This window comes from Serratia sp. CY55921 (genome assembly GCF_052167655.1).
In the GTDB taxonomy this organism is placed as follows: Bacteria; Pseudomonadota; Gammaproteobacteria; order Enterobacterales; family Enterobacteriaceae; genus Serratia; species Serratia ureilytica.
Map to the genome: position 1 here is coordinate 1,444,012 of NZ_JBJNMU010000001.1, position 20,300 is coordinate 1,464,311.

Here is a 20,300-nt window from a genome sequence, read left to right on the forward strand (position 1 = left end):
CATGCGAAATTCCTTTGGTTTTATGTTCTACCTCGCCGGCCTGAGCATGCTGGGTTATCTGGCGACCGATATGTACCTGCCCGCCTTCGGCGCCATGCGGGAGGAACTGCAAATTTCCGCCGGCGCGGTCAGCGCCAGCCTGAGCATCTTTTTGGCCGGCTTCGCCTTCGCGCAGCTGCTGTGGGGGCCGCTCTCCGACCGTCTGGGGCGCAAACCGGTATTGTTGATTGGCCTGACGCTGTTCGCGCTCGGCTGCCTGGGCATGCTGTGGGTGGAAAATGCCGCGCAGCTCTGGATACTGCGCTTTATTCAGGCCGTAGGTGTCTGTTCCGCCGCCGCCATCTGGCAAGCGCTGGTGGTCGACCGCTATCGTGAAGGCCAGGCCAACCGCGTATTCGCCACCATCATGCCGCTGGTGGCGCTATCGCCGGCGCTGGCGCCGCTGCTGGGCGCCTGGCTGCTGAACCACGCCAGCTGGCGCGCGATCTTCGCCGTGCTGCTGGCCATCACCGCCTTGTTGCTGTTGCCGACGCTGCTGCTCAAAGAGAACGCCAGGCCAAAACCCGCCGTCGACGCGCCAAAAAGCAGCGTCAGTTTTTGGCAATTATTGAAATCCCCGGTATTCAGCGGCAATGTCGCCATGTACGCCGCCTGTTCGGCCGGTTTCTTCGCCTGGCTGACCGGCTCGCCGTTTATCCTCGGTGATATGGGCTACGGCCCGAGCGACATCGGCCTGAGCTATGTGCCGCAGACGCTGGCCTTCCTGCTGGGCGGTTACGGGTGCCGCGCCGCGCTCAAGCGCATCAATGGCAAAACCCTGCTGCCGTGGCTGCTGGTAGCTTATGCTGTCAGCATGGTGGCCCTGTATCTGGTGGCAACCCTGACCAATCCGACGCTCACCACGCTCCTGATCCCGTTCTGCGTGATGGCGCTGGTCAACGGCGCCGGCTATCCGATCATGGTGGCCAACGCGCTGATGCCGTTCCCGGACAGCAGCGGCAAAGCCGCCGCGCTGCAAAATACGCTGCAGCTGGGGCTGTGTTTCGTGGCGAGCATGCTGGTATCGACGTTTATTGCGCAGCCGCTGTTGGCGACGGTGACGGTGATGGTGTCCACGGTGATACTGGCCGCGCTGGGGTATTTCCTGCAGCGGGGAAAAGCGGCCAAGGCGCCGCAAGAAACGGCGCGCGAACATGCTAACTCAGCGTCATAATTGCAAAGCTAAATAATCACTTAAAGAATATGCGTGCCGAGTGCGATTTACAGTTGAGTCAATGCCTCGGCGCGCCTATACTCAAAAACAACCTTGTAAAGTAACACCTTATAATCTCTATATCTCAATTAGCTGTTGTGTACGCGTCTTGCGTCACACTCTTTTTTTGAAGAGGCGTTTATCCTGCGCCGTTTGCGTCGGGTCGCTTCTTTAAATTTCCTCTGTTCATAGTCGGATATCAGACGCCGCGGGCTTATTTCCCGTCGGTATACGTATGCACCCGCAGAAATTGTCTAAGCTGTTTCCTAACGGGTCATCAGTCAGAAGAAGGTGATGGAGAAGCTATGAGTTCATCGTGTATAGAAGATCTGAGCATCCAGGATAACCAGTGGTACCGTATCGCGCACGAAATGCTCGGTCTGGCCGGTATCGAAATTAACGGATCGCGCCCTTTCGATATTCAGGTTAAAAACCCCGAATTCTTTAAACGCGTTTTGCAGCAAGGCTCCCTGGGTCTAGGCGAGAGCTATATGGATGGTTGGTGGGAATGCGAGCGGCTGGATATATTCTTCCAGCGCGTGGTCAGCGCCGGGCTGGAGAAGAAGCTCCCCCACCACCTGAAAGATACCCTGCGTATCGCCGCGGCGCGCCTGACCAATCTGCAATCGAAAAAGCGCGCCTGGATCGTCGGCAAAGAGCATTACGATCTTGGCAACGATCTGTTTACGCTGATGCTCGATCCTTACATGCAGTACTCCTGCGGCTACTGGAAAGACGCCGCCACGCTGGAGGAAGCGCAAGAAGCGAAACTGCGGATGATCTGCGAAAAACTGCAGCTGCAGCCGGGCATGCGCTTGCTGGACATCGGCTGCGGCTGGGGCGGCCTCTCCGCCTATGCGGCGAAAAATTACGGCGTGTCGGTGGTCGGCGTGACCATTTCCGCCGAGCAGCAGAAGCTGGCTCAGGCACGCTGCGCCGGGCTGGACGTGCAGATCCTGCTGCAGGACTATCGTGATCTGCATCAGCAGTTCGATCGCATCGTCTCGGTCGGCATGTTCGAGCACGTCGGGCCGAAAAACTATCGCACCTATTTCAACGTGGTAGAGCGCAATCTGGCGCCGCACGGCCTGTTCCTGCTGCACACCATCGGTTCCAACAAGACCGACATGAACGTCGATCCGTGGATCAACAAATATATCTTCCCGAACGGCTGCCTGCCCTCGGTGAGGCATATCGCCGAGGCCAGCGAAGGCCATTTCGTGATGGAAGACTGGCACAACATCGGCGCCGACTACGATCGCACGCTGATGGCCTGGTTCGAGCGCTTCAAGCAGGCGTGGCCGCAGCTTGCTCCACGTTATTCCGAGCGCTTCGAGCGGATGTTCAGCTATTACCTGAACGCCTGCGCCGGCGCGTTTCGGGCGCGCGATCTGCAGCTGTGGCAGGTGGTGTTCAGCCCGAAAGGCGTTGAAGGCGGCATCCGCGTCGCACGCTGAACGCTCCCCTAATAAAAAAAGCCCCGGCAACCTCATCGCCGGGGCTTTTTTTGCTCTTTCGAACCAGGCGGCTTAGCCGCAGTAAACGCGGATGATTTTATCGTTGCTATCGCCGAGGAAGTTCAGACGGCGCAGGTTGAAATCCATGGTGACGGCAGAGTTGTACGGAATGGCGCGCACCTTGGATTCGATCCGCACGCCTTCCAGCGACGTCATCGGCTTGCCGACGTAGTTTTGATACTGCGAAGCGCCGCAGGTATCGTCCGCATCGGCCACTTGCGCGCCGCCGCCCTGCTCAGGTGAACTGCTGCAGGCGCTCAGCGCCAGCAACGCGGTTAACAACAACGTTTTCCCATAAAACTTCACGCGTTTCTCCTCTCTGCTTATGATTCGACTCCGGCGGCAACGCCCGAATCGCTGTCAGTCTTTGTGCGCCGGCGCCACCGCCGCCGCCAGCGTCGCTTCCCGATTGGCCAGCACGCGTTCGACGGTGTCCACTACCGCCTGCGTCTGCGGATCGATCTCGATGTTCACCTTATCGCCCAGGCGTTTTTTACCCAGCGTAGTGCGCTCCAGGGTTTCCGGGATCAGATGCACGCAGAAACGGTTATTCACCACTTCGCCGATGGTCAGACTAATGCCGTCGATGCCGATGAAACCTTTGTGCAGCACATATTTCATCAATTCCGCATTCGGCATGCGCAGCCATACCTGACGGTTATTTTCCGAGGTATAAATTTTGGCCACTTCCGCCGTGCATATAATATGGCCGGACATCAAATGACCGCCAATTTCATCATTGAATTTCGCCGCGCGCTCGATATTGACGATGTCGCCCAGCGCCAGATCGCCGAGGTTGGTCAGGCGCAACGTTTCCTTGATCAAATCGAAGCTGACGCGGTTGCCTTCCACCGCGGTGACGGTCAGGCAGCAGCCGTTATGGGCCACCGACGCGCCCAGCTCCAGCCCCGGCAGCAGTTCTGCAGGCATCTCGATCACATGGGTGCGGAAATTGGGTTTCTCATCAATGGCGACCAGCGGCGCGGTGCCTTGTACGATACCGGTGAACATATGTGCCTCTTCTTACTCAATAGATTAAAACGCTTCCGGCAGTTTGCCCCAGTTGGCGCTGAAAACCAAATCCGCGACGGCAAAAAACGCGTGCCTGCGCATTTAATAACTATTTATCTGCGGCGTTTGCTTAACGACGCCGAGCAGGTACAATATTTTTGACAAAATTCCGCTATTTTAATTGTTGTCCTCTCGCGGCAGCCCTCCCTCCCACATATATAAAATAGAAAGGTGTATGCGTGCAGAAGTACTTAATTGAAGCGCGTAGTTTATTGGCTCTCGCTATCCCGGTGATCATCGCGCAAATCTCGCAAACCGCCATGGGCGTGGTGGATACCATCATGGCCGGCGCTTACAGCGCCACCGATATGGCGGCGGTGGCGGTCGGCACCTCTATCTGGCTGCCGGCCATCCTGTTCGGTCACGGCCTGCTGCTGGCGCTGACCCCAGTGATCGCCCAGTTAAACGGCGCCGGCCGTCGCGATCGCATCGCCCATCAGGTGCGTCAGGGCTTCTGGCTGGCCTCCGGCGTTTCCGTACTGTTGATCGTCGTGCTGTATAACTGCAAATTCGTCATCGACATGATGCACAACATCGATCCGCAGCTGGCGGATAAAGCCGTCGGTTATCTGCACGCCATCATGTGGGGCGCGCCGGGCTATCTGTTCTTCCAGGTGATGCGCAACCAGTGCGAAGGGCTGTCCAAAACCAAGCCCGGCATGGTGATCGGCTTCCTCGGCCTGCTGGTGAATATCCCGATCAACTACATCTTTATCTACGGCAAGTTCGGCATGCCGGAACTGGGCGGCGTGGGCTGCGGCGTCGCCACCGGCAGCGTCTACTGGATCATGTTCCTGATGATGCGCTGGTACGTGAAGCGCGCGCCGTCGCAGCGCGACATCAAGCGCCAGACAGGCGATCTCGGCGGCCCGGACTGGGCGGCGCTGAAGCGCCTGATCGGCATCGGTATGCCGGTGGCGCTGGCGCTGTTCTTCGAAGTCACCCTGTTCGCCGTGGTGGCGTTGCTGGTGTCGCCGCTCGGGATCGTCGCGGTCGCCGGCCACCAGATCGCGCTTAACTTCAGCGCGCTGATGTTCGTGTTGCCGCTGTCGCTGGGCGTCGGCGCCACCATTCGCGTCGGTTATCGTCTGGGAGAAGGGTCGGTAGAAGGCGCGCGCGTCGCCGCATACTCCGCCATCGGCGTCGGCATCACCATGGCCGTCTGCACTGCGCTGTTTACCGCCACCTTCCGCGAACCGATCGCCCTGCTGTACAACGACAGCCCGGCGGTGGTGGCGATGGCCTCGCAGCTGATGCTGCTGGCGGCGCTGTATCAAATCTCGGATTCAATCCAGGTGATCGGCAGCGGCGTGCTGCGCGGTTATAAAGATACTCGCGCGATCTTCTTCATCACCTTCATCGCTTACTGGGTGTTGGGCCTGCCGAGCGGCTATCTGCTGGCGCTGACCGATGCGGTGGTGCCGGCGATGGGGCCGAGCGGTTTCTGGATCGGCTTTATCATCGGCCTGACCTTCGCCGCCATCATGATGGCGCTGCGCATGCGCTGGCTGCAGAAACAGCCGACCACCGTCATCCTGCAGCGTTCTACCCGCTGAGTCCGTTCCCGGCCGGTTTTCTCCCCGGCCGGGCAGCGGGTTGCGGAAAAAAACGCCTGTCTGCGCACAACCTCAGCAATCGCGTGAAATACCGAATAAAATTGCGTTTTTCCCCTTGCCAGCACGCGGGTAGCTCGTTAATATTCGTCCCCGCTGTCAGCCATGACAGACAGGAAAAGATGCGTCCGTAGCTCAGTTGGTTAGAGCACCACCTTGACATGGTGGGGGTCGGTGGTTCGAGTCCACTCGGACGCACCAAATTCCAGAAGCAGTACAGTGCGTCCGTAGCTCAGTTGGTTAGAGCACCACCTTGACATGGTGGGGGTCGGTGGTTCGAGTCCACTCGGACGCACCAAATTTCAGAAGCAGTGCAGTGCGTCCGTAGCTCAGTTGGTTAGAGCACCACCTTGACATGGTGGGGGTCGGTGGTTCGAGTCCACTCGGACGCACCATATTGCTGATTCACCTCTCCCCCTATCGCGTTATAATTCTCGCTGTTTCGTCTCTGCCCGACCGCTCGATTTTTCATGTCGATTGCGCCGAACTACCGCCATCAGCCATCAGGAACGCCACATGACCACCTTCACCGCCAACACCCCCTTTTTACCGCTCGACAATGGCCTTGCCCGTCGTGAAGGCGTGATGAGCGACGGTTCGCCGGCAGCGGAAGTGCGTTTCGAGACCGGGGCCTTCGGCCAGCTGCAAAAGCCCGCGCACGCGCTGCAAACCCGGGTGATATCGGGTGAATTCGAGTTCACCCTCGGCGGCGACACGCGGATAGTGCGGACCGGCGAGAGCCTGACCCTGCCGGCCAACGTCGCCAGCGGCTGCTTCTGCCTGAGCGCCGGTGTGCTGCTGGAAATCCCGCAAACGCGCTAAGCCGCATTTACAGCAAGGTTATTTGCGCAACAAGCCGTACGCAACGCGTTGCATTTGCGCCACATTTGCCCTCGTTTTGACATATCCGCCGCACCGCCGCGGTTTTTTATTTTGTTTCCCGCCGCTTAGCCTTTATAATGCGCAACGTCTATCAGTTGAATGGTTTCAGCCCTTGATCTGCGAAAACGCAATAACAACACGATTTAATCTCACCCCGTTGCGCAGCATCCCCGCGCCCCCGCGCGGGCTGAATTTTTCCGCCCCACATCAACTGTCGTCACCTATCCTTAACTATGTTTTTCACCACCAGGCACGGCTCAAATTCCCTATCGGCGTAAACAACGCCGGTCAAATTCGTTTTTTTATCCATCACAACTTGTAGAAAACTCCGCCATGAAAAAGACCAAAATTGTTTGTACCATCGGTCCAAAAACCGAATCGGAAGAAATGCTGACCAACCTGCTCAATGCGGGCATGAACGTGATGCGTCTCAACTTCTCTCACGGCGACTATGAAGAGCACGGCAACCGCATCAAGAACATGCGCGCCGTGATGGCGAAAACCGGTATCAACGCCGGCATCCTGCTGGATACCAAAGGCCCGGAAATTCGCACCATGAAACTGGAAGGCGGCAAAGACGCCTCTCTGGTCGCCGGCCAAACCTTCACCTTCACCACCGACCAGAGCGTGATCGGCAACAGCGAACGCGTGGCGGTGACCTACGCCGGCTTCGCCGCCGACCTGAAGATCGGCAACACCGTGCTGGTTGACGACGGCCTGATCGGCATGGAAGTCACCAACGTGACCGAGAACGAAGTCGTTTGCAAGGTGCTGAACAACGGCGACCTGGGCGAGAACAAAGGCGTCAACCTGCCGGGCGTGTCCATCCAGCTGCCTGCGCTGGCCGAGAAAGACAAACGCGACCTGATCTTCGGCTGCGAGCAAGGCGTCGACTTCGTGGCGGCGTCCTTCATCCGTAAACGCTCCGACGTGCTGGAGATCCGCGAGCACCTGAAAGCGCACGGCGGCGAGCAGATCCAGATCATCTCCAAGATCGAGAACCAGGAAGGCCTGAACAACTTCGACGAAATTCTCGAAGCGTCCGACGGCATCATGGTTGCCCGCGGCGATCTGGGCGTTGAAATCCCGGTAGAAGAAGTGATCTTCGCCCAGAAGATGATGATCGAAAAATGCAACCGTGCGCGTAAAGTGGTGATCACCGCCACCCAGATGCTCGATTCCATGATCAAGAACCCGCGCCCTACCCGTGCGGAAGCCGGTGACGTCGCCAACGCCATTCTGGACGGCACCGACGCCGTCATGCTGTCCGGCGAAAGCGCCAAGGGCAAATACCCGCTGGAAGCGGTCAACATCATGGCGACCATCTGCGAACGCACCGATCGCGTGATGCCAAGCCGCATCGATACCCTGAACGATCGCCGCAAGCTGCGCATCACCGAAGCGGTATGCCGCGGCGCGGTTGAAACCGCCGAAAAACTGGACGCGCCACTGATCGTCGTCGCCACCAGCGGCGGCAAGTCAGCGAAATCCGTGCGTAAATACTTCCCGAACGCCGTGATCCTGGCGCTGACCACCAACCAGACCACCGCGCATCAGCTGGTGCTGAGCAAGGGCGTTATCCCGCAGATGGTCAAAGAAATCGCCTCCACCGACGACTTCTACCGCATCGGTAAAGAAGCCGCGCTGGCCAGCGGCCTGGCGCAAAAAGGCGACGTCGTGGTGATGGTTTCCGGCGCGCTGGTGCCGAGCGGCACCACCAATACCGCCTCGGTACACGTGCTGTAATATAAAACGTGACATAATTATCTTGATCAAAACGCCGCTTTGCGGCGTTTTTTTATCGGCAGTAAACTATTTTTCTCAAAACGCAACCGCGATCTGCTCATTATTTAGCTAATAACAAATCGGAGTAGTCCCATGGAAGCCGGCTGTTTTCCCTCGTTTTTTTAACTAATTTGTAAAACCAGATGCAAGTTTGAGCGAACGATCAAAATAAAGCACCTCAACACTAAAAAATTATTCTCTTTCGAAAAAAGTTTGTGTAATACTTGTAACGCTACATGGAGATTAACTCAATCTAGAGGGTGTTATAATGAATCGTACTAAACTGGTACTGGGCGCGGTAATCCTGGGTTCCACTCTGCTGGCTGGCTGCTCTAGCAACGCTAAAATCGATCAACTGTCTTCTGACGTTCAGACTCTGAACGCTAAAGTTGATCAGCTGAGCAACGACGTGAACGCAATGCGTTCTGACGTTCAAGCGGCTAAAGACGACGCAGCACGCGCTAACCAGCGTCTGGACAACCAAGCTCACGCTTACAAAAAGTAAGATAGCTTTGGTTATTGAAAACGGCGCACATTGTGCGCCGTTTTTTTTTGCCTGTTTGTCGCCTGGGCTTTCCAGCTCGGCGGGCAAAAAAAAGAGGTTCAGCACGCTGAACCCCTCTTCGACCGCTCAATCCGGCAAACTTAGTTCACCGAGCTGATTGGCGCTGCCTTGAATGGGCTCTTTTTCGCCGCAGGAGCCGCTGCAGGCGTTAAACTCACCTCAGACGGGCTCTCCCCTACGTTGACCAGCACCGGCATGCCAGAGCGGCGGACAACCGCGCTATCGAACACGGCGCGATCGGTTTGCCCATCGGCAGCAAAGGCTTTCTCCGCTTTAGACAACGCGATCGGCATGGTCTGCGGATCGTCGCTTTCCACCCGCGACAGCGGCTGGTGCACTTCCACATAGCGTTTGCCGTCCGGCTCGACCGAAATCTTCACCGGATCGTTGATCACCTGCACCCGCGTACCGCGCGGCACCATGTTGAACAGCGCCTCGATATCCGTCGGACGCAGGCGAATACAGCCGGAGCTGACGCGCATGCCGATACCGAAGTTGGCGTTGGTGCCGTGGATCAGGTATTCACCGCGCCCCATCGCCAGACGCAGGGCGAACAGCCCCATCGGGTTCTCAGGGCCGGCCGGCACCACCGCAGGCAGCGTCACGCCCTGGGATTGATAGCGCTTGCGGATGTTGGCGGTGGGCGTCCAGGTCGGGTTAGGGATCTTTTGGCTGATGGAAGTCACCTCCAGCGGCGTGTGCATCCCGGTCTGGCCGATACCGATCGGATAGACGATCACTTTATTCTCGCCTTTCGGATAGTAGTAAAGGCGCAGCTCGGCCAGGTTGACGATGATCCCTTCACGCTTGGTGTCAGGCAGCAGCATTTGGGTCGGAATGGTCAGCACCGTGCCTGGCTTGGGCAGGAACGGGTCGGTGCCGGGGTTGGCTTCCAGCATGCCCAGCAGGCCAATCTTGTAGTCGGCGGCGATCGCCTCCAGCGGACGGCCGTCGTTTGGCACGGTATAAGTGGTGTTTTCGCCGATCAGACGGCTGTCCGGCGGCGGCAGCGGGTATTCGGTCGCACTGGCGGCCTGCGTGCCGGCCAGTACGGTGGCGAAGACCATGCCCATTAAACTCAACGCACGTTTCATTATCATCCCTATATTTTTTATGACGGTTCGCCCCCAAGGCTAACGAGCGCCTGGCGGTGGGTAAATCAGACAATACCTGATTAATACTAGCAACGCTGGCATCAAAGGCAATAAGTTCTCTAAAAATCAACACGTTATAACGTAATCGCCGTCGTTGATTGTCAACGAAACGTCAATGGGTAAGCTGCTGAAATATCACTGAATTGGGGGATGAACCCTGGGGAAAACGGCGGATTGTAAAGACTCATTGACAAAGCGAATATATCAATGAGCCTTTAAAGAGCAGTGGCGTTAAGGATCAGGCCAGCTGAGCGGCTTTACTGCGAATGGCGCGGATCATCGCCTCCAGCCCCTGCGAGCGCGAAGGCGTCAGATGTTGGCTGAGCGCCAGCTCGGTGAAAAACGGCCGCACGTCGAGCTCGACGATTTGCTGTGGTGTCAATTGACGATAAAGAATAAACACCACCGCCAGCAGCCCTTTGACGATCGCCGCGTCGCTATCGCCATGGAATTCGACCTGCCCTTGCTCATCGCAGCGCATCACGATCCACACCTGGCTCTGGCAGCCGGAAATCAGGTTCTCGGCCTGCCGCTCGGCCTCGTCCAGCGGCGGCAATTTGGCGCCGAGTTCAATCACGTACAGGTATTTCTCCTCCCAGTTCAAACAGCGGGAGAAATTACGCACCAATTTGTCTTTGTCCGGCAAATTCGCCATGGGGATCCTTTTGTACCGCCGAGGACGCGCCCCGGCTAGCCTAACAGCTGATGAATGCGTTGCAGCCCGGCCACCAGCCGGTCCACCTCTTCGCGGGTATTATATAACGCCAGCGACGCGCGGCACATGCTCGGCACCTGATAAAACGCCATCAGCGGCATGGCGCAATGGTGGCCGGTGCGAATGGCGATGCCGTATTGATCGAGGAAGCTGCCGACGTCATAGGCATGGTGTTCCCCCAAATTGAAGGCGATCACCCCGGCCCGATGCGCCGGACCATAGATTTTCAGCGTCGGCACCTGCTTGAGCGCCTCAAGCGCGTAATGCATCAGCGACTGTTCGTAATCGCGGATCGCATTCAGCCCCAGGGCTTCGACGTAATCGAACGCCGCGCCCAGCCCCATGATGCCGGCGGTGTTCGGCGAACCGGCCTCGAAGCGCCAGGGCGGATCGGCGAAGGTGGTGCCCGCCGTCAGGCTGACCTGACGGATCATCGAACCGCCCCCTTCCCACGGTGGCATCTGCTGCAGGAGCGCCTGGCGCCCATACAGCATGCCGATGCCGGAAGGGCCATACAGCTTATGGCCGGAAAACACGTAAAAATCGCAGTCCAGCGCCTGAACATCGACGCGCTGGTGCATCACCGCCTGCGCGCCGTCCACCAACACCGTCAGATCCGGCGCCAGGGCTCTGGCGCGGGCGATGATGTCGCGCACCGGGTTGACGGTGCCCAGCACGTTGGAGACCTCGGTCAGCGCCAGCAGTTTGCAGGACGCGTCGATCAGTTCCGGCAACTGCGCCAGATCCAGCGTGCCGTCGGGCTGCAGCGGCCAAACCCGCAGCTGCAGACCGCGCTCCTGCGCCAGCATCTGCCAGGGCACGATGTTGGCGTGGTGCTCCATCTCGGTGATGAGAATCGCGTCGCCCGACTGCAGCCGGTGGCGGCCAAAGCTGTTGGCCACCAGGTTAATGCCTTCGGTGGTGCCCTTGACGAACACCATCTCTTCCGCCGAGGCGGCGTTGATAAAGCGCGCCGCCTGTTCCCGCACCGCTTCCATCTGCTGAGTCGCCTCGGCGCTTAGGGTGTGGATGCCGCGATGCACCGCGGCATAGCCGTGGCGATAGAAATCCAGTTCGCGGTCGATCACCGTCTGCGGTTTCTGCGCGCTGGCGGCGCTGTCGAGGTAGGCCAGCGGTTGGCCGTTCACCTCGCGCGCCAGCAGCGGGAAGTCGCCGCGCACGCGTTCAATCGGATAACTCATGCAGCCTCCCCCGGCAGGCGCTGGGCGATGCGCGCCAGCACCCGTTCCCGGATGGTGTCGTTGGCGATGCCTTCGGTCAGCTCGGCGGCGAAGGCGAAGATAATCATCTGCTGCGCCGCGCGTTTGTCGATGCCGCGCGACTGCAGATAAAACAGCTGTTCTTCATCGATACGCCCCACGGTGGCGCCGTGGCTGCACTTGACGTCGTCAGCGTAGATCTCCAGCTGCGGCTTGGTATCCACTTCCGCCACTTTCCCCAGCAACAGATTGTGGTTGGTCATCTGCCCGTCGGTTTTGATGGCGTGTTTGGCCACTTTGATCATGCCGTTGAACACCGCTTTGCCGCGATCGCTGACCACGGTTTTATGCAGCTGGCGGCTTTCGCAGTAGCCCTTGTTGTGTTCCAGATAGGTGCGGGTATCGCAGATCTCCTTGCCCACCGGCAGCACCAGGCTGTTGATCACCAGATTGGCACCTTCGCCGTTCAGCTGCGCGCTGGTGTTGTGGCGCGTCAGGCCTGCGCCCAACAGGAAGCTGTCGCTTTTCACCCGCGCGTCGCGGCCGATGACCAGATCGTTATGGGCAAAGTGGTAGCTCGGCCGGCTTTCAAACGCCAGCTTGCAGTGCAACAGCCCGGCGTTGTCCGCCACGTTGGCGGTCAGGCGCGCGCCGGTAAAGTGCGCGGCCTCGCCCAGGCTGACATAGTGTTCAATCACTTCCGCCTCGGCCCCGCGCCCGATCTCCAGATGATGACGATGATGCACGGTATTCACTTCCCCCGTCACGCCGCGGCCGCTGCTGATATGCAGCAGGTACAACGGACGAGCCGGGGCCTTGCCGGCCGGCAAGCGAATCAGGCTGGTTTCCTGCGCCAGGCTTTCGGTCAGATGCAGGAAGACTTCGGGCTGAATGGGCTCCGGCAGCGCCTGCGGCGTGCCGTAGGCGGTCAGCTCGAACTGGTAGTCGCCCAGATCGCCATCGCTGAGCGCGGCACTGTAGCGACCGTCGATAAACACCAGCCGACAGGCATCGATGCCGAGCGCCAGCGCCTCAAGCTGCTCTGCACTCACCGGCGCGGGCTGCGGCTCAAGGAATTGCTGCTCCAGCAGCCCCTCGAGCGGCGTGTATTTCCAGTTCTCATGTTTGCGCGTCGGCCAGCCGAGGCGCAGCGCCTGCTGCCAGTGCGCCAGCGCATGGGGCGAACGCTCGCCGCCGCGGCCTTCGAACAGGCGATACAGCTGCTGCAACGCGTTGGCGTTACTGTTGGTCGGTAAGCCAGCCATAGCCCTGCTCCTCCAACTGTTTCACCAGCGAGAAATCGCCGGATTTGACGATGCGCCCCTGGGACAGCACGTGTACGTAATCCGGCTGGATGTAGTCCAAAATGCGCTGGTAGTGTGTGACGATGATAAAGGCGCGCTTGCCGTCCCGCAGCGAGTTGACGCCGTTGGCGACGATTTTCAGCGCGTCGATATCCAGACCGGAGTCGGTTTCATCGAGAATGCACAGATCCGGCTCCAGCGCCGCCATCTGCAGAATGTCGTTGCGCTTTTTCTCGCCGCCGGAGAAACCGACGTTGACCGAACGGGTCAGCAGATCGGCCGGCATATCCAGCAGTGCGATCTTCTCTTCGATGAAATCGGCGAAGTCAAAGCGATCCAGCGGCTCCTGTTCGCGGTATTTGCGCACCGCGTTGACCGACGTCTGCAGGAAAAAGTGGTTGCTGACGCCGGGGATCTCCACCGGGTACTGGAACGCCAGAAACACGCCTTCGCCCGCGCGATCTTCCGGATCCAACTCCAGCAGGTCCTTGCCCTTGAAGGTGACTTCCCCTTCGGTCACTTCGTACTCTTCACGCCCGGCCAGCGTGGCGGACAGCGTGCTCTTGCCCGAGCCGTTCGGCCCCATGATGGCGTGCACTTCGCCCGGTTTGATCTCCAGATCCAATCCCTTGAGGATCTCGTTGCCTTCCACGCTCACTTTCAAATTCTTGATGCTTAACATGCTGTGTCCTCAGATAGCGCCGACGGCGCTAAAAATGCGGCGATTAGCCCACGCTGTGTTCCAGGCTGATGGCCAAAAGTTTCTGCGCCTCGACGGCGAACTCCAGCGGCAGCTCGGAGAAAACGTCCTTGCAGAAACCGTTGACGATCATCGAAATGGCGTCATCCTCGCTGATGCCCCGCTGCAAGCAGTAGAACAGCTGGTCGTCGCCAATCTTCGAGGTGGTGGCTTCGTGCTCCAGCTGCGCGCTGTTGTTGCGCGCTTCAACGTAAGGGAACGTATGGGCGCCGCTGTCCGGCCCGATCAGCATCGAGTCGCACTGGGTAAAGTTACGGGCGTTTTCCGCCCCCGGCAGGATTTTCACCAGGCCGCGATAGGTGTTCTCGCTGTGCCCGGCGGAAATGCCTTTGGCGATGATGGTCGACCTGGTGTTTTTGCCGATGTGGATCATCTTGGTGCCGGTGTCCGCCTGCTGATGGCCGCTGGTCAGCGCCACCGAGAAGAATTCGCCGATCGAATTGTCGCCCTGCAAAATCACGCTCGGGTATTTCCAGGTGATGGCCGAGCCGGTTTCCGACTGGGTCCAGGACATTTTCGAGCCGGCGCCTTCACACAGCGCGCGCTTGGTGACGAAGTTGAGGATGCCGCCCTTGCTCTCGCCGCCGGAGAACCAGTTCTGCACCGTCGAGTATTTCACTTCGGCGTCTTTATGCAGGATCACTTCCACCACCGCCGCGTGCAGCTGGTAGCTGTCGCGCACCGGGGCCGAGCAGCCTTCGATGTAGCTGACATAGCTGCCTTCGTCGGCGATCAGGATGGTGCGCTCGAACTGGCCGGTTTTGGCGGCGTTGATACGGAAATAGGTCGACAGCTCCATCGGGCAGCGCACGCCTTTCGGCACATAGACGAAGGTGCCGTCGGAGGCCACCGCGGCGTTCAGCGCGGCGAAGAAATTATCGTTGGACGGCACCACGCGGCCCAGGTACTGACGCACCAGATCCGGGTATTCCTGGATAGCTTCGCCGAACGAGCAGAAGATCACCCCGCTCTCCGCCAGTTTTTCACGGTAAGTGGTAGCGACCGAGACCGAGTCGAAGATGGCGTCCACCGCCACCTCGCTGCCCTCGCGCACCGGCACGCCGAGCTGATTGAACGCCAGCTCCACTTCGCTGGTCAGGTAATCTTTTTCCGTCGCCGCGCCCGGTTGCTGCTCGGCGCCGGGTTGCGAACCGCAGGCATCGTCGCAGCTGCCGCAGGACGGCGCCGAATAGTAACTGTAGTCCTGGTAGTTCAGGCGATCGTAATTGGCCTTCAGCCAGTGCGGCTCTTCCATCTGCAGCCAGGCGCGGTAGGCCTCGAGGCGGAATTCCAGCATCCACTCGGGTTCGTTGCGCTTGGCCGAGATAGCGCGCACCACCTCTTCGTTGATGCCCTTGGCCAACTCATCGGTTGCCAGCTGGGTGAAGAAACCTTCTTTGTAGCGACCTTCGCTGACCCAAGCCTGCACTTCATTAGGCATTTCTACATTGCTTCGTGTCATGTTGATTGCATCGCTCAAACGCCAAAACTCTCGCCGCACCCGCAGGCATGCTGAGCTTTAGGGTTATTGAATTTGAATATCTGATTCAGCCCTTCGCGGACATAATCTACCGTGGTGCCGTCGATAAACGGCATCGCCTTCAGCGGCACATAGAGTTTGGCGCCGTCGCGCTCAAACAGCAGATCGTCATCGGCGGGTTCGCGGGTCAGATCCAGCACATAGGCAAAGCCGGCGCAGCCGGATTGTTTTACCCCTAGCTGCAGCCCTTTCACCTGCGGATCCTGCTGCATCAGTTTCGTTATTTGTCGTACGGCGCTGTCGCTGAGCGAAATGCCTTGCCAGACATTCTCGTCCAAAGAAAAAGTGCCGACATTTTCCGTTTGCATAGGGTTTACCTCACACTCGTGTTTGGCCACAGCCAATCTGGGTTACTTACATGTTAGTGATAACGATTATCACTTCAACCGTTTGTTTTGCGGGGGTATCCGCCGCGAGCGCGGTTTTTCGCTGCGGCGTGCGGCAAGCCAGCGGGACATCCGTGGCGGCTTGCGGCGTGTGGCGGCAAGGCGTGCATGCTATCCCTATGAATTTGTTCTTTATCCTGCATCACCGTACCGCACTCCCCGGTGGCCCGTCAGCGTTACAGCGCCGCCGTGCGTTGCCGATCTAAACATTCATAGAAAATACCTATTTCTGCATTCTGTCTGTCGTAAATGTGCGTTTATCGGCATTTTGCGCCGCGGCGCAAGGCGCGGCCTTTAAGTTAAAGTTTAGTCGCTCTGGGTTAAGTTGGGCCGTCGATGGCCTTTTACCCCCCATGGAATGAAAAAACGCCGCCACGGGGATTGATCGGCAACGCGGCAGTTTATATGATAATGATTATCATTCAATTTGAATTTGAGCGCGAAGCCAATGACTCTTTCGATCAACGCATGGTTGCTGGGCAAGATTGATGACTACAAATTCAGCGTGCGCGACGCCACGGTGGACTTTTATATGGCCGAAGCGGCGCTGCGCCGCCCGGAATGCAATATTGATCATCTGAAGCGGTACAACAGCGTCAGCCTCACCATGGCCAATCTGTGCCTGGAGAACGGCGATGATGACAGCTATCTGCACGCGCTCAGCAAGCTGCACAACCGGCTGATCGTCGAGATCAACAATCCGCAGCGCTGCCAGCTGTTTCGGGTGCAAAGCTACCACTTCGCCCGCCACACGCTGACGCTGATCTGCCAAAAATATGCGATGGAAGGCACCTGGGAGAAGGCGAACGCGTTTCAGAAGGACTTCGTCAAACGCGTGCCGTTTCAGCTGTAAAACGAAGCGCTCCGCAGGCCGATCGCCTGCGGAAACCGGCGGGGATCAGTCGATGACCGCCGTGGTCAGACGCGAGGTGCAGCACAGCCGATCGCGCGCGTCGAAGATCTCTATCTGCCACACCTGATGACGGCGGCCAACGTGCAGCGCGCGGCACACCCCGCGCACCTGGCCATCGAACACCGCCCGCAGGTGGTTGGCGTTGATCTCCAGCCCCACCACCTTCTGTTCGCCTTCGCTGCACAGGTAGCCGGCCATCGATCCCATCGATTCCGCCAGCACCACCGACGCCCCGCCGTGCAGCAGCCCGAACGGCTGCCGGGTGCGGCCGTCCACCGGCATGGTGGCTTCCAGGAAATCCTCGCCCAGTTGAGTAAACTCGATGCCCACATGGCTGACCATGCAGCCGTCGCCGGCGCGGTTCAGCTGCTCCAGCGATGTTTCACGTTTCCACAATTTCACTCAATCATCTCCAGAAGTGCCTGTAATGGGTGGCGCACGCCATTGCCCTCGATGCGTTTCACCTGGCTGCGGCAGGAATAGCCGGTCGCCAGGCAGCGCTGACGCGGCAAACGCTGCAGCGTCGGATGCCATGATAGCTCATAAATGCCGAGCGAGTTTTGCAGGTTCTTGGCTTCATGGCCGTAAGTGCCGGCCATGCCGCAGCAGCCGACGCTGACGTTCTCCAGTTTGGCGCCGAAGCGGGCGAAGATCGCCGCCCACTGTTGGCCGCTGGCCGGCAGCGCGGTGGTTTCAGTGCAGTGACCGAACAGATACCAGGGTTCGCCGGTCGCCGGCTGTTCGGCGCGATCCGCGATCCGCTGTTGTAACCATTCATGCACCAGCTGCACCTGGAAATCGCCACGCTCGGTGCCGAGGATCTCGCGGTATTCGTCGCGATAGCACAGCACCAGCGCCGGATCGACGCCCACCAGCGGCATGCCGAGCTGCGCCACGCGGTTGAGGAAATCGGCGGTTTTGCGCGCGGTGCGGGCAAAGCGCGTCAGGAAGCCCTTCACATGCTGCGCCTTGCCGTTCGGCGAGAACGGCAGCAACACCGGTTTATAACCGAGCTTTTCCACCAGCCGAACGAAATCCGCCACCACTTTGGCGTCGTAATAGCTGGTGAACGGATCCTGAACAATCAGCACGTGTTCTTCGCGTTGCTCGGCGTTCAACCCTTCCAACTGTTCCAGCGTCAGCGTGGTCGCCCGGTGGCCTGACAGCTGCTGACGCAGCGTCGGGCTGGACAACAGCGGCAGATCGACCATGCCGACGGCGTTGCGGCTCATCTCCCGCAGCCACGGCTGGCGGAAGAAGAAGTTGAACACCTTCGGCGCGCGGGCCATCAACGGGGTATAGCTTTCTACGCCGGCGACCATGTAGTCGCTCACCGGGCGCAGGTAGCGGGTATGGTAAAGCTGCAGGAAGCGCGAACGGAACCCCGGCACGTCAATTTTGATCGGGCACTGGGTGGAACAGGCCTTGCAGGCCAGACAGCCGGACATCGCCTCTTTCACTTCGTGCGAAAAGTCGTACTCGCCCTTGCCGGCATGCCAGCTGTTGCGGGTTTTCTCGATTAGACCGCGCAAGCTGAGGCGCTGCTGCGGCAGCTGTTTCTCCAGCGCCAACGGATCGACGCCCTGCTCGGCCAACAGACGCAGCCACTCGCGCACCAGCGTCGCCCGCCCTTTCGGCGAATGGATGCGGTTGCCGCTGATCTTCATCGACGGGCACATCGGGCTGCGCACGTCGAAGTTGAAGCACAGGCCGTTGCCGTTACACTCCAGCGCGCCGCGGAACGAGGTGCGCACCTCGACCGGGATCTGGCGATCGAAGGTGCCGCGTTTGACCGCATCCACCTGCATCATCGGCGCATCCACCGCCAGCGGCGCACAGATCTTGCCCGGGTTAAGACGGTTATCCGGATCGAACGCCGTCTTGATGCGGCGCAGCTCCTCGTACAGCGTTTCCCCGAAGAATTCAGGGCTGTACTCGGCGCGGAACCCCTTGCCATGCTCGCCCCACAGCAGGCCGCCGTATTTGGCGGTGAGCGCCACCACCCGATCGGAGATCTGCTTCATCAGCACTTCCTGCTGGGGGTCGCACATGTCGAGCGCCGGACGCACGTGCAGCACCCCGGCATCGACGTGGCCGAACATGCCATAGCTCAGCTTGTGGTCGTCGAGCAGTTGGCGGAACTCGACGATATAGTCCGCCAGGTGCTGCGGCGGCACGCAAGTATCCTCGGCGAACGGGATCGGCTTGGCGCGCCCTTTGGCGTTGCCCAGCAGCCCGACCGCCTTCTTGCGCATGTTGTAAATGCGCTCGATGCCCGCCAGGTCGCCGCAGATCTGGTACCCGATCACGCCGGCCTGCCGCTGGGCGATCAGTTCATCCAGCCGTTGGCACAGGGTCTCCATCTGGCCGTCGATCAGCGCGCGGTCGTCGCCGGCGAATTCGACGATGTTCAGCCCAAGCATCTCTTTATCCGGCACGTCGGCGATCAGTTCGCTTACCGAATGCCAAACGATATCTTCACGCGCCAGATTCAGCACCTTGGAGTCGATGGTTTCCACCGACAGCGCCTTGGCCTCGACCATAAAGGGCGCATTGCGCAGCGCCGAGTCGAAGGAGTCGTATTTCACGTTAACCAGACGACGCACCTTCGGCAGCGGCGTAATGTCCAGCCGCGCTTCGGTGATAAAGGCCAGCGTGCCTTCCGCACCGGTGAGGATGCGCGTCAGATCGAAGGTTTGCAGATCGTCGCTCAGCACGTGGCGCAGGTCGTAGCCGGTGAGGAAGCGGTTGAGTTTGGGGAATTTTTCCAGGATCAGCGCGCGCTGCTCGCGGCAGCGATTCAGCACCGTGCGGTAGATGCGCCCTTCGGCGGTCTCTTCCAGGGCAATCGTTTCCGCCAGCGCCGTCGGCATGGCGCGGGTGTCGATCATCTCGCCGCCCAGCAGCACCGCCCGCAGGCCCAACACGTGATCGGAGGTTTTGCCGTATACCAGCGAGCCCTGGCCGGAGGCGTCGGTGTTGATCATGCCGCCCAAGGTGGCGCGGTTGCTGGTGGACAGTTCCGGCGAGAAGAAGTAGCCGAACGGCCGCAAATATTGATTCAGCTGATCCTTGATGACCCCGGCTTCGACTTTCACCCAGCCCTGTTCGACGTTGATCTCCAGAATGCGGTTCATATGACGCGACATATCGACCACGATGCCGGTATTGAGCGACTGACCGTTGGTGCCGGTGCCGCCGCCGCGCGGGCTGAAGGTCAGCGTATTGAAACGCTCTTCCCCCGCCAGGCGGGCGATCAGCGCCACGTCGGCGGTGGAACGGGGAAACACCACCGCATCGGGCAACAGCTGGTAAATGCTGTTGTCGGTGGCCATCGTCAGCCGGTCGGCGTAGCTGGTGGCGGTATCGCCGTTGAATCCGTTTTGCTTCAGTGCTTCCAAAAAGTCGAGCACCCGTTGAACGAGGCCGGGCGCCTGAGAAATCTGTGGGATCATTCGCTTTTTTGACCCTGTCCGTCTATTTTTTATGCGCTGATGTACGCTGAATCGGGCCTTTAATTCAGACCCACCCTATTTTTTAGTGACACTAAAAACTAACATACTCGTTTAGTGAAGGCATTCACATTATTACCGCCCTGCGAGCGCCGCCACAGGCGGCCGCCC

Annotated in this window: 18 protein-coding genes and 3 tRNA genes; 10 read left to right on the top strand and 11 right to left on the bottom strand. The window is 59.3% G+C overall.

What is annotated here, in order from left to right; all coding sequences use genetic code 11:
• Position 1 precedes the first annotated feature (1 nt).
• Together punC and cfa are read left to right on the top strand one after the other, a co-directional pair.
• A complete protein-coding gene (gene punC / locus ACJ8M3_RS06830) occupies positions 2–1,213 on the top strand; it encodes a purine nucleoside transporter PunC (RefSeq protein ID WP_069100772.1) in 1,212 nt (403 codons plus the stop codon).
• 344 nt (positions 1,214–1,557) lie between these two features.
• On the top strand, positions 1,558–2,709 hold the full coding sequence (cfa, locus tag ACJ8M3_RS06835; protein WP_033642914.1) for a cyclopropane fatty acyl phospholipid synthase: 1,152 nt from the start codon (positions 1,558–1,560) through the stop codon (positions 2,707–2,709).
• Positions 2,710–2,781: 72 nt separating this feature from the next.
• On the opposite strand, the gene ACJ8M3_RS06840 is transcribed toward cfa, so the two are convergent.
• Positions 2,782–3,075, bottom strand: coding sequence for an I78 family peptidase inhibitor (locus ACJ8M3_RS06840; protein ID WP_033642913.1), 294 nt, complete (start codon positions 3,073–3,075; stop codon positions 2,782–2,784).
• A gap of 54 nt (positions 3,076–3,129) precedes the next feature.
• Positions 3,130–3,780, bottom strand: coding sequence for a riboflavin synthase (locus ACJ8M3_RS06845; RefSeq protein WP_033642912.1), 651 nt, complete (start codon positions 3,778–3,780; stop codon positions 3,130–3,132).
• 239 nt (positions 3,781–4,019) lie between these two features.
• On the opposite strand from ACJ8M3_RS06845, the gene ACJ8M3_RS06850 reads away from it, so the two are divergent.
• From ACJ8M3_RS06850 to ACJ8M3_RS06880, 7 genes are all read left to right on the top strand, one after another.
• Entirely contained in the window at positions 4,020–5,396 is a 1,377-nt protein-coding gene (locus ACJ8M3_RS06850; RefSeq protein WP_033642911.1) for an MATE family efflux transporter, read from the top strand.
• A 181-nt stretch (positions 5,397–5,577) separates the two neighbouring features.
• Positions 5,578–5,654 (top strand) — tRNA-Val (locus tag ACJ8M3_RS06855).
• A 20-nt stretch (positions 5,655–5,674) separates the two neighbouring features.
• Positions 5,675–5,751: transfer RNA gene (locus tag ACJ8M3_RS06860), tRNA-Val, on the top strand.
• A gap of 20 nt (positions 5,752–5,771) precedes the next feature.
• Positions 5,772–5,848, top strand: a tRNA-Val gene (locus ACJ8M3_RS06865).
• 121 nt (positions 5,849–5,969) lie between these two features.
• The gene (locus ACJ8M3_RS06870; RefSeq protein ID WP_046686960.1) at positions 5,970–6,275 is read left to right on the top strand and encodes a cupin; all 306 of its coding nucleotides are present in this window, start codon (positions 5,970–5,972) and stop codon (positions 6,273–6,275) included.
• Between the two features lie 393 nt (positions 6,276–6,668).
• The gene (gene pykF / locus ACJ8M3_RS06875; RefSeq protein ID WP_033642909.1) at positions 6,669–8,081 is read left to right on the top strand and encodes a pyruvate kinase PykF; all 1,413 of its coding nucleotides are present in this window, start codon (positions 6,669–6,671) and stop codon (positions 8,079–8,081) included.
• Positions 8,082–8,388: 307 nt separating this feature from the next.
• A complete protein-coding gene (locus ACJ8M3_RS06880) occupies positions 8,389–8,625 on the top strand; it encodes a major outer membrane lipoprotein (RefSeq protein ID WP_004931354.1) in 237 nt (78 codons plus the stop codon).
• Between the two features lie 140 nt (positions 8,626–8,765).
• Here ACJ8M3_RS06880 and ACJ8M3_RS06885 read toward each other — a convergent pair whose 3' ends face one another.
• The 7 genes from ACJ8M3_RS06885 to sufA form a co-directional block, all read right to left on the bottom strand.
• Positions 8,766–9,779 (bottom strand): L,D-transpeptidase family protein, encoded by a 1,014-nt coding sequence (locus tag ACJ8M3_RS06885; RefSeq protein ID WP_033642908.1) that lies wholly within the window; start codon positions 9,777–9,779, stop codon positions 8,766–8,768.
• A 298-nt stretch (positions 9,780–10,077) separates the two neighbouring features.
• Positions 10,078–10,494 (bottom strand): cysteine desulfuration protein SufE, encoded by a 417-nt coding sequence (gene sufE, locus ACJ8M3_RS06890; RefSeq protein ID WP_033642907.1) that lies wholly within the window; start codon positions 10,492–10,494, stop codon positions 10,078–10,080.
• Between the two features lie 35 nt (positions 10,495–10,529).
• Positions 10,530–11,756 (bottom strand): cysteine desulfurase SufS, encoded by a 1,227-nt coding sequence (sufS, locus tag ACJ8M3_RS06895; RefSeq protein ID WP_116286371.1) that lies wholly within the window; start codon positions 11,754–11,756, stop codon positions 10,530–10,532.
• On the bottom strand, positions 11,753–13,039 hold the full coding sequence (gene sufD, locus ACJ8M3_RS06900) for a Fe-S cluster assembly protein SufD (RefSeq protein WP_197775813.1): 1,287 nt from the start codon (positions 13,037–13,039) through the stop codon (positions 11,753–11,755). The genes sufS and sufD overlap by 4 nt, the downstream gene beginning before the upstream one ends.
• Positions 13,014–13,760, bottom strand: coding sequence for a Fe-S cluster assembly ATPase SufC (gene sufC / locus ACJ8M3_RS06905; protein ID WP_016927936.1), 747 nt, complete (start codon positions 13,758–13,760; stop codon positions 13,014–13,016). The genes sufD and sufC overlap by 26 nt, the downstream gene beginning before the upstream one ends.
• Before the next feature lie 43 nt (positions 13,761–13,803).
• Entirely contained in the window at positions 13,804–15,300 is a 1,497-nt protein-coding gene (sufB, locus tag ACJ8M3_RS06910; protein ID WP_197775814.1) for a Fe-S cluster assembly protein SufB, read from the bottom strand.
• 14 nt (positions 15,301–15,314) lie between these two features.
• Positions 15,315–15,686: a Fe-S cluster assembly scaffold SufA gene (gene sufA / locus ACJ8M3_RS06915; protein WP_004931368.1), complete on the bottom strand. Its 372-nt coding sequence runs from the start codon at positions 15,684–15,686 to the stop codon at positions 15,315–15,317.
• 526 nt (positions 15,687–16,212) lie between these two features.
• Between sufA and ACJ8M3_RS06920 the strand changes: the two genes are divergently transcribed.
• On the top strand, positions 16,213–16,617 hold the full coding sequence (locus tag ACJ8M3_RS06920) for a hypothetical protein (RefSeq protein ID WP_004931369.1): 405 nt from the start codon (positions 16,213–16,215) through the stop codon (positions 16,615–16,617).
• Positions 16,618–16,662: 45 nt separating this feature from the next.
• Here ACJ8M3_RS06920 and menI read toward each other — a convergent pair whose 3' ends face one another.
• Together menI and ydiJ are read right to left on the bottom strand one after the other, a co-directional pair.
• Positions 16,663–17,079, bottom strand: a complete 417-nt coding sequence (gene menI / locus ACJ8M3_RS06925) for a 1,4-dihydroxy-2-naphthoyl-CoA hydrolase (protein ID WP_016927938.1) — start codon at positions 17,077–17,079, stop codon at positions 16,663–16,665.
• On the bottom strand, positions 17,076–20,132 hold the full coding sequence (gene ydiJ / locus ACJ8M3_RS06930) for a D-2-hydroxyglutarate dehydrogenase YdiJ (RefSeq protein WP_033652720.1): 3,057 nt from the start codon (positions 20,130–20,132) through the stop codon (positions 17,076–17,078). Before ydiJ ends, menI begins: the two co-directional genes overlap by 4 nt.
• Between the last annotated feature and the right edge of the window lie 168 nt (positions 20,133–20,300).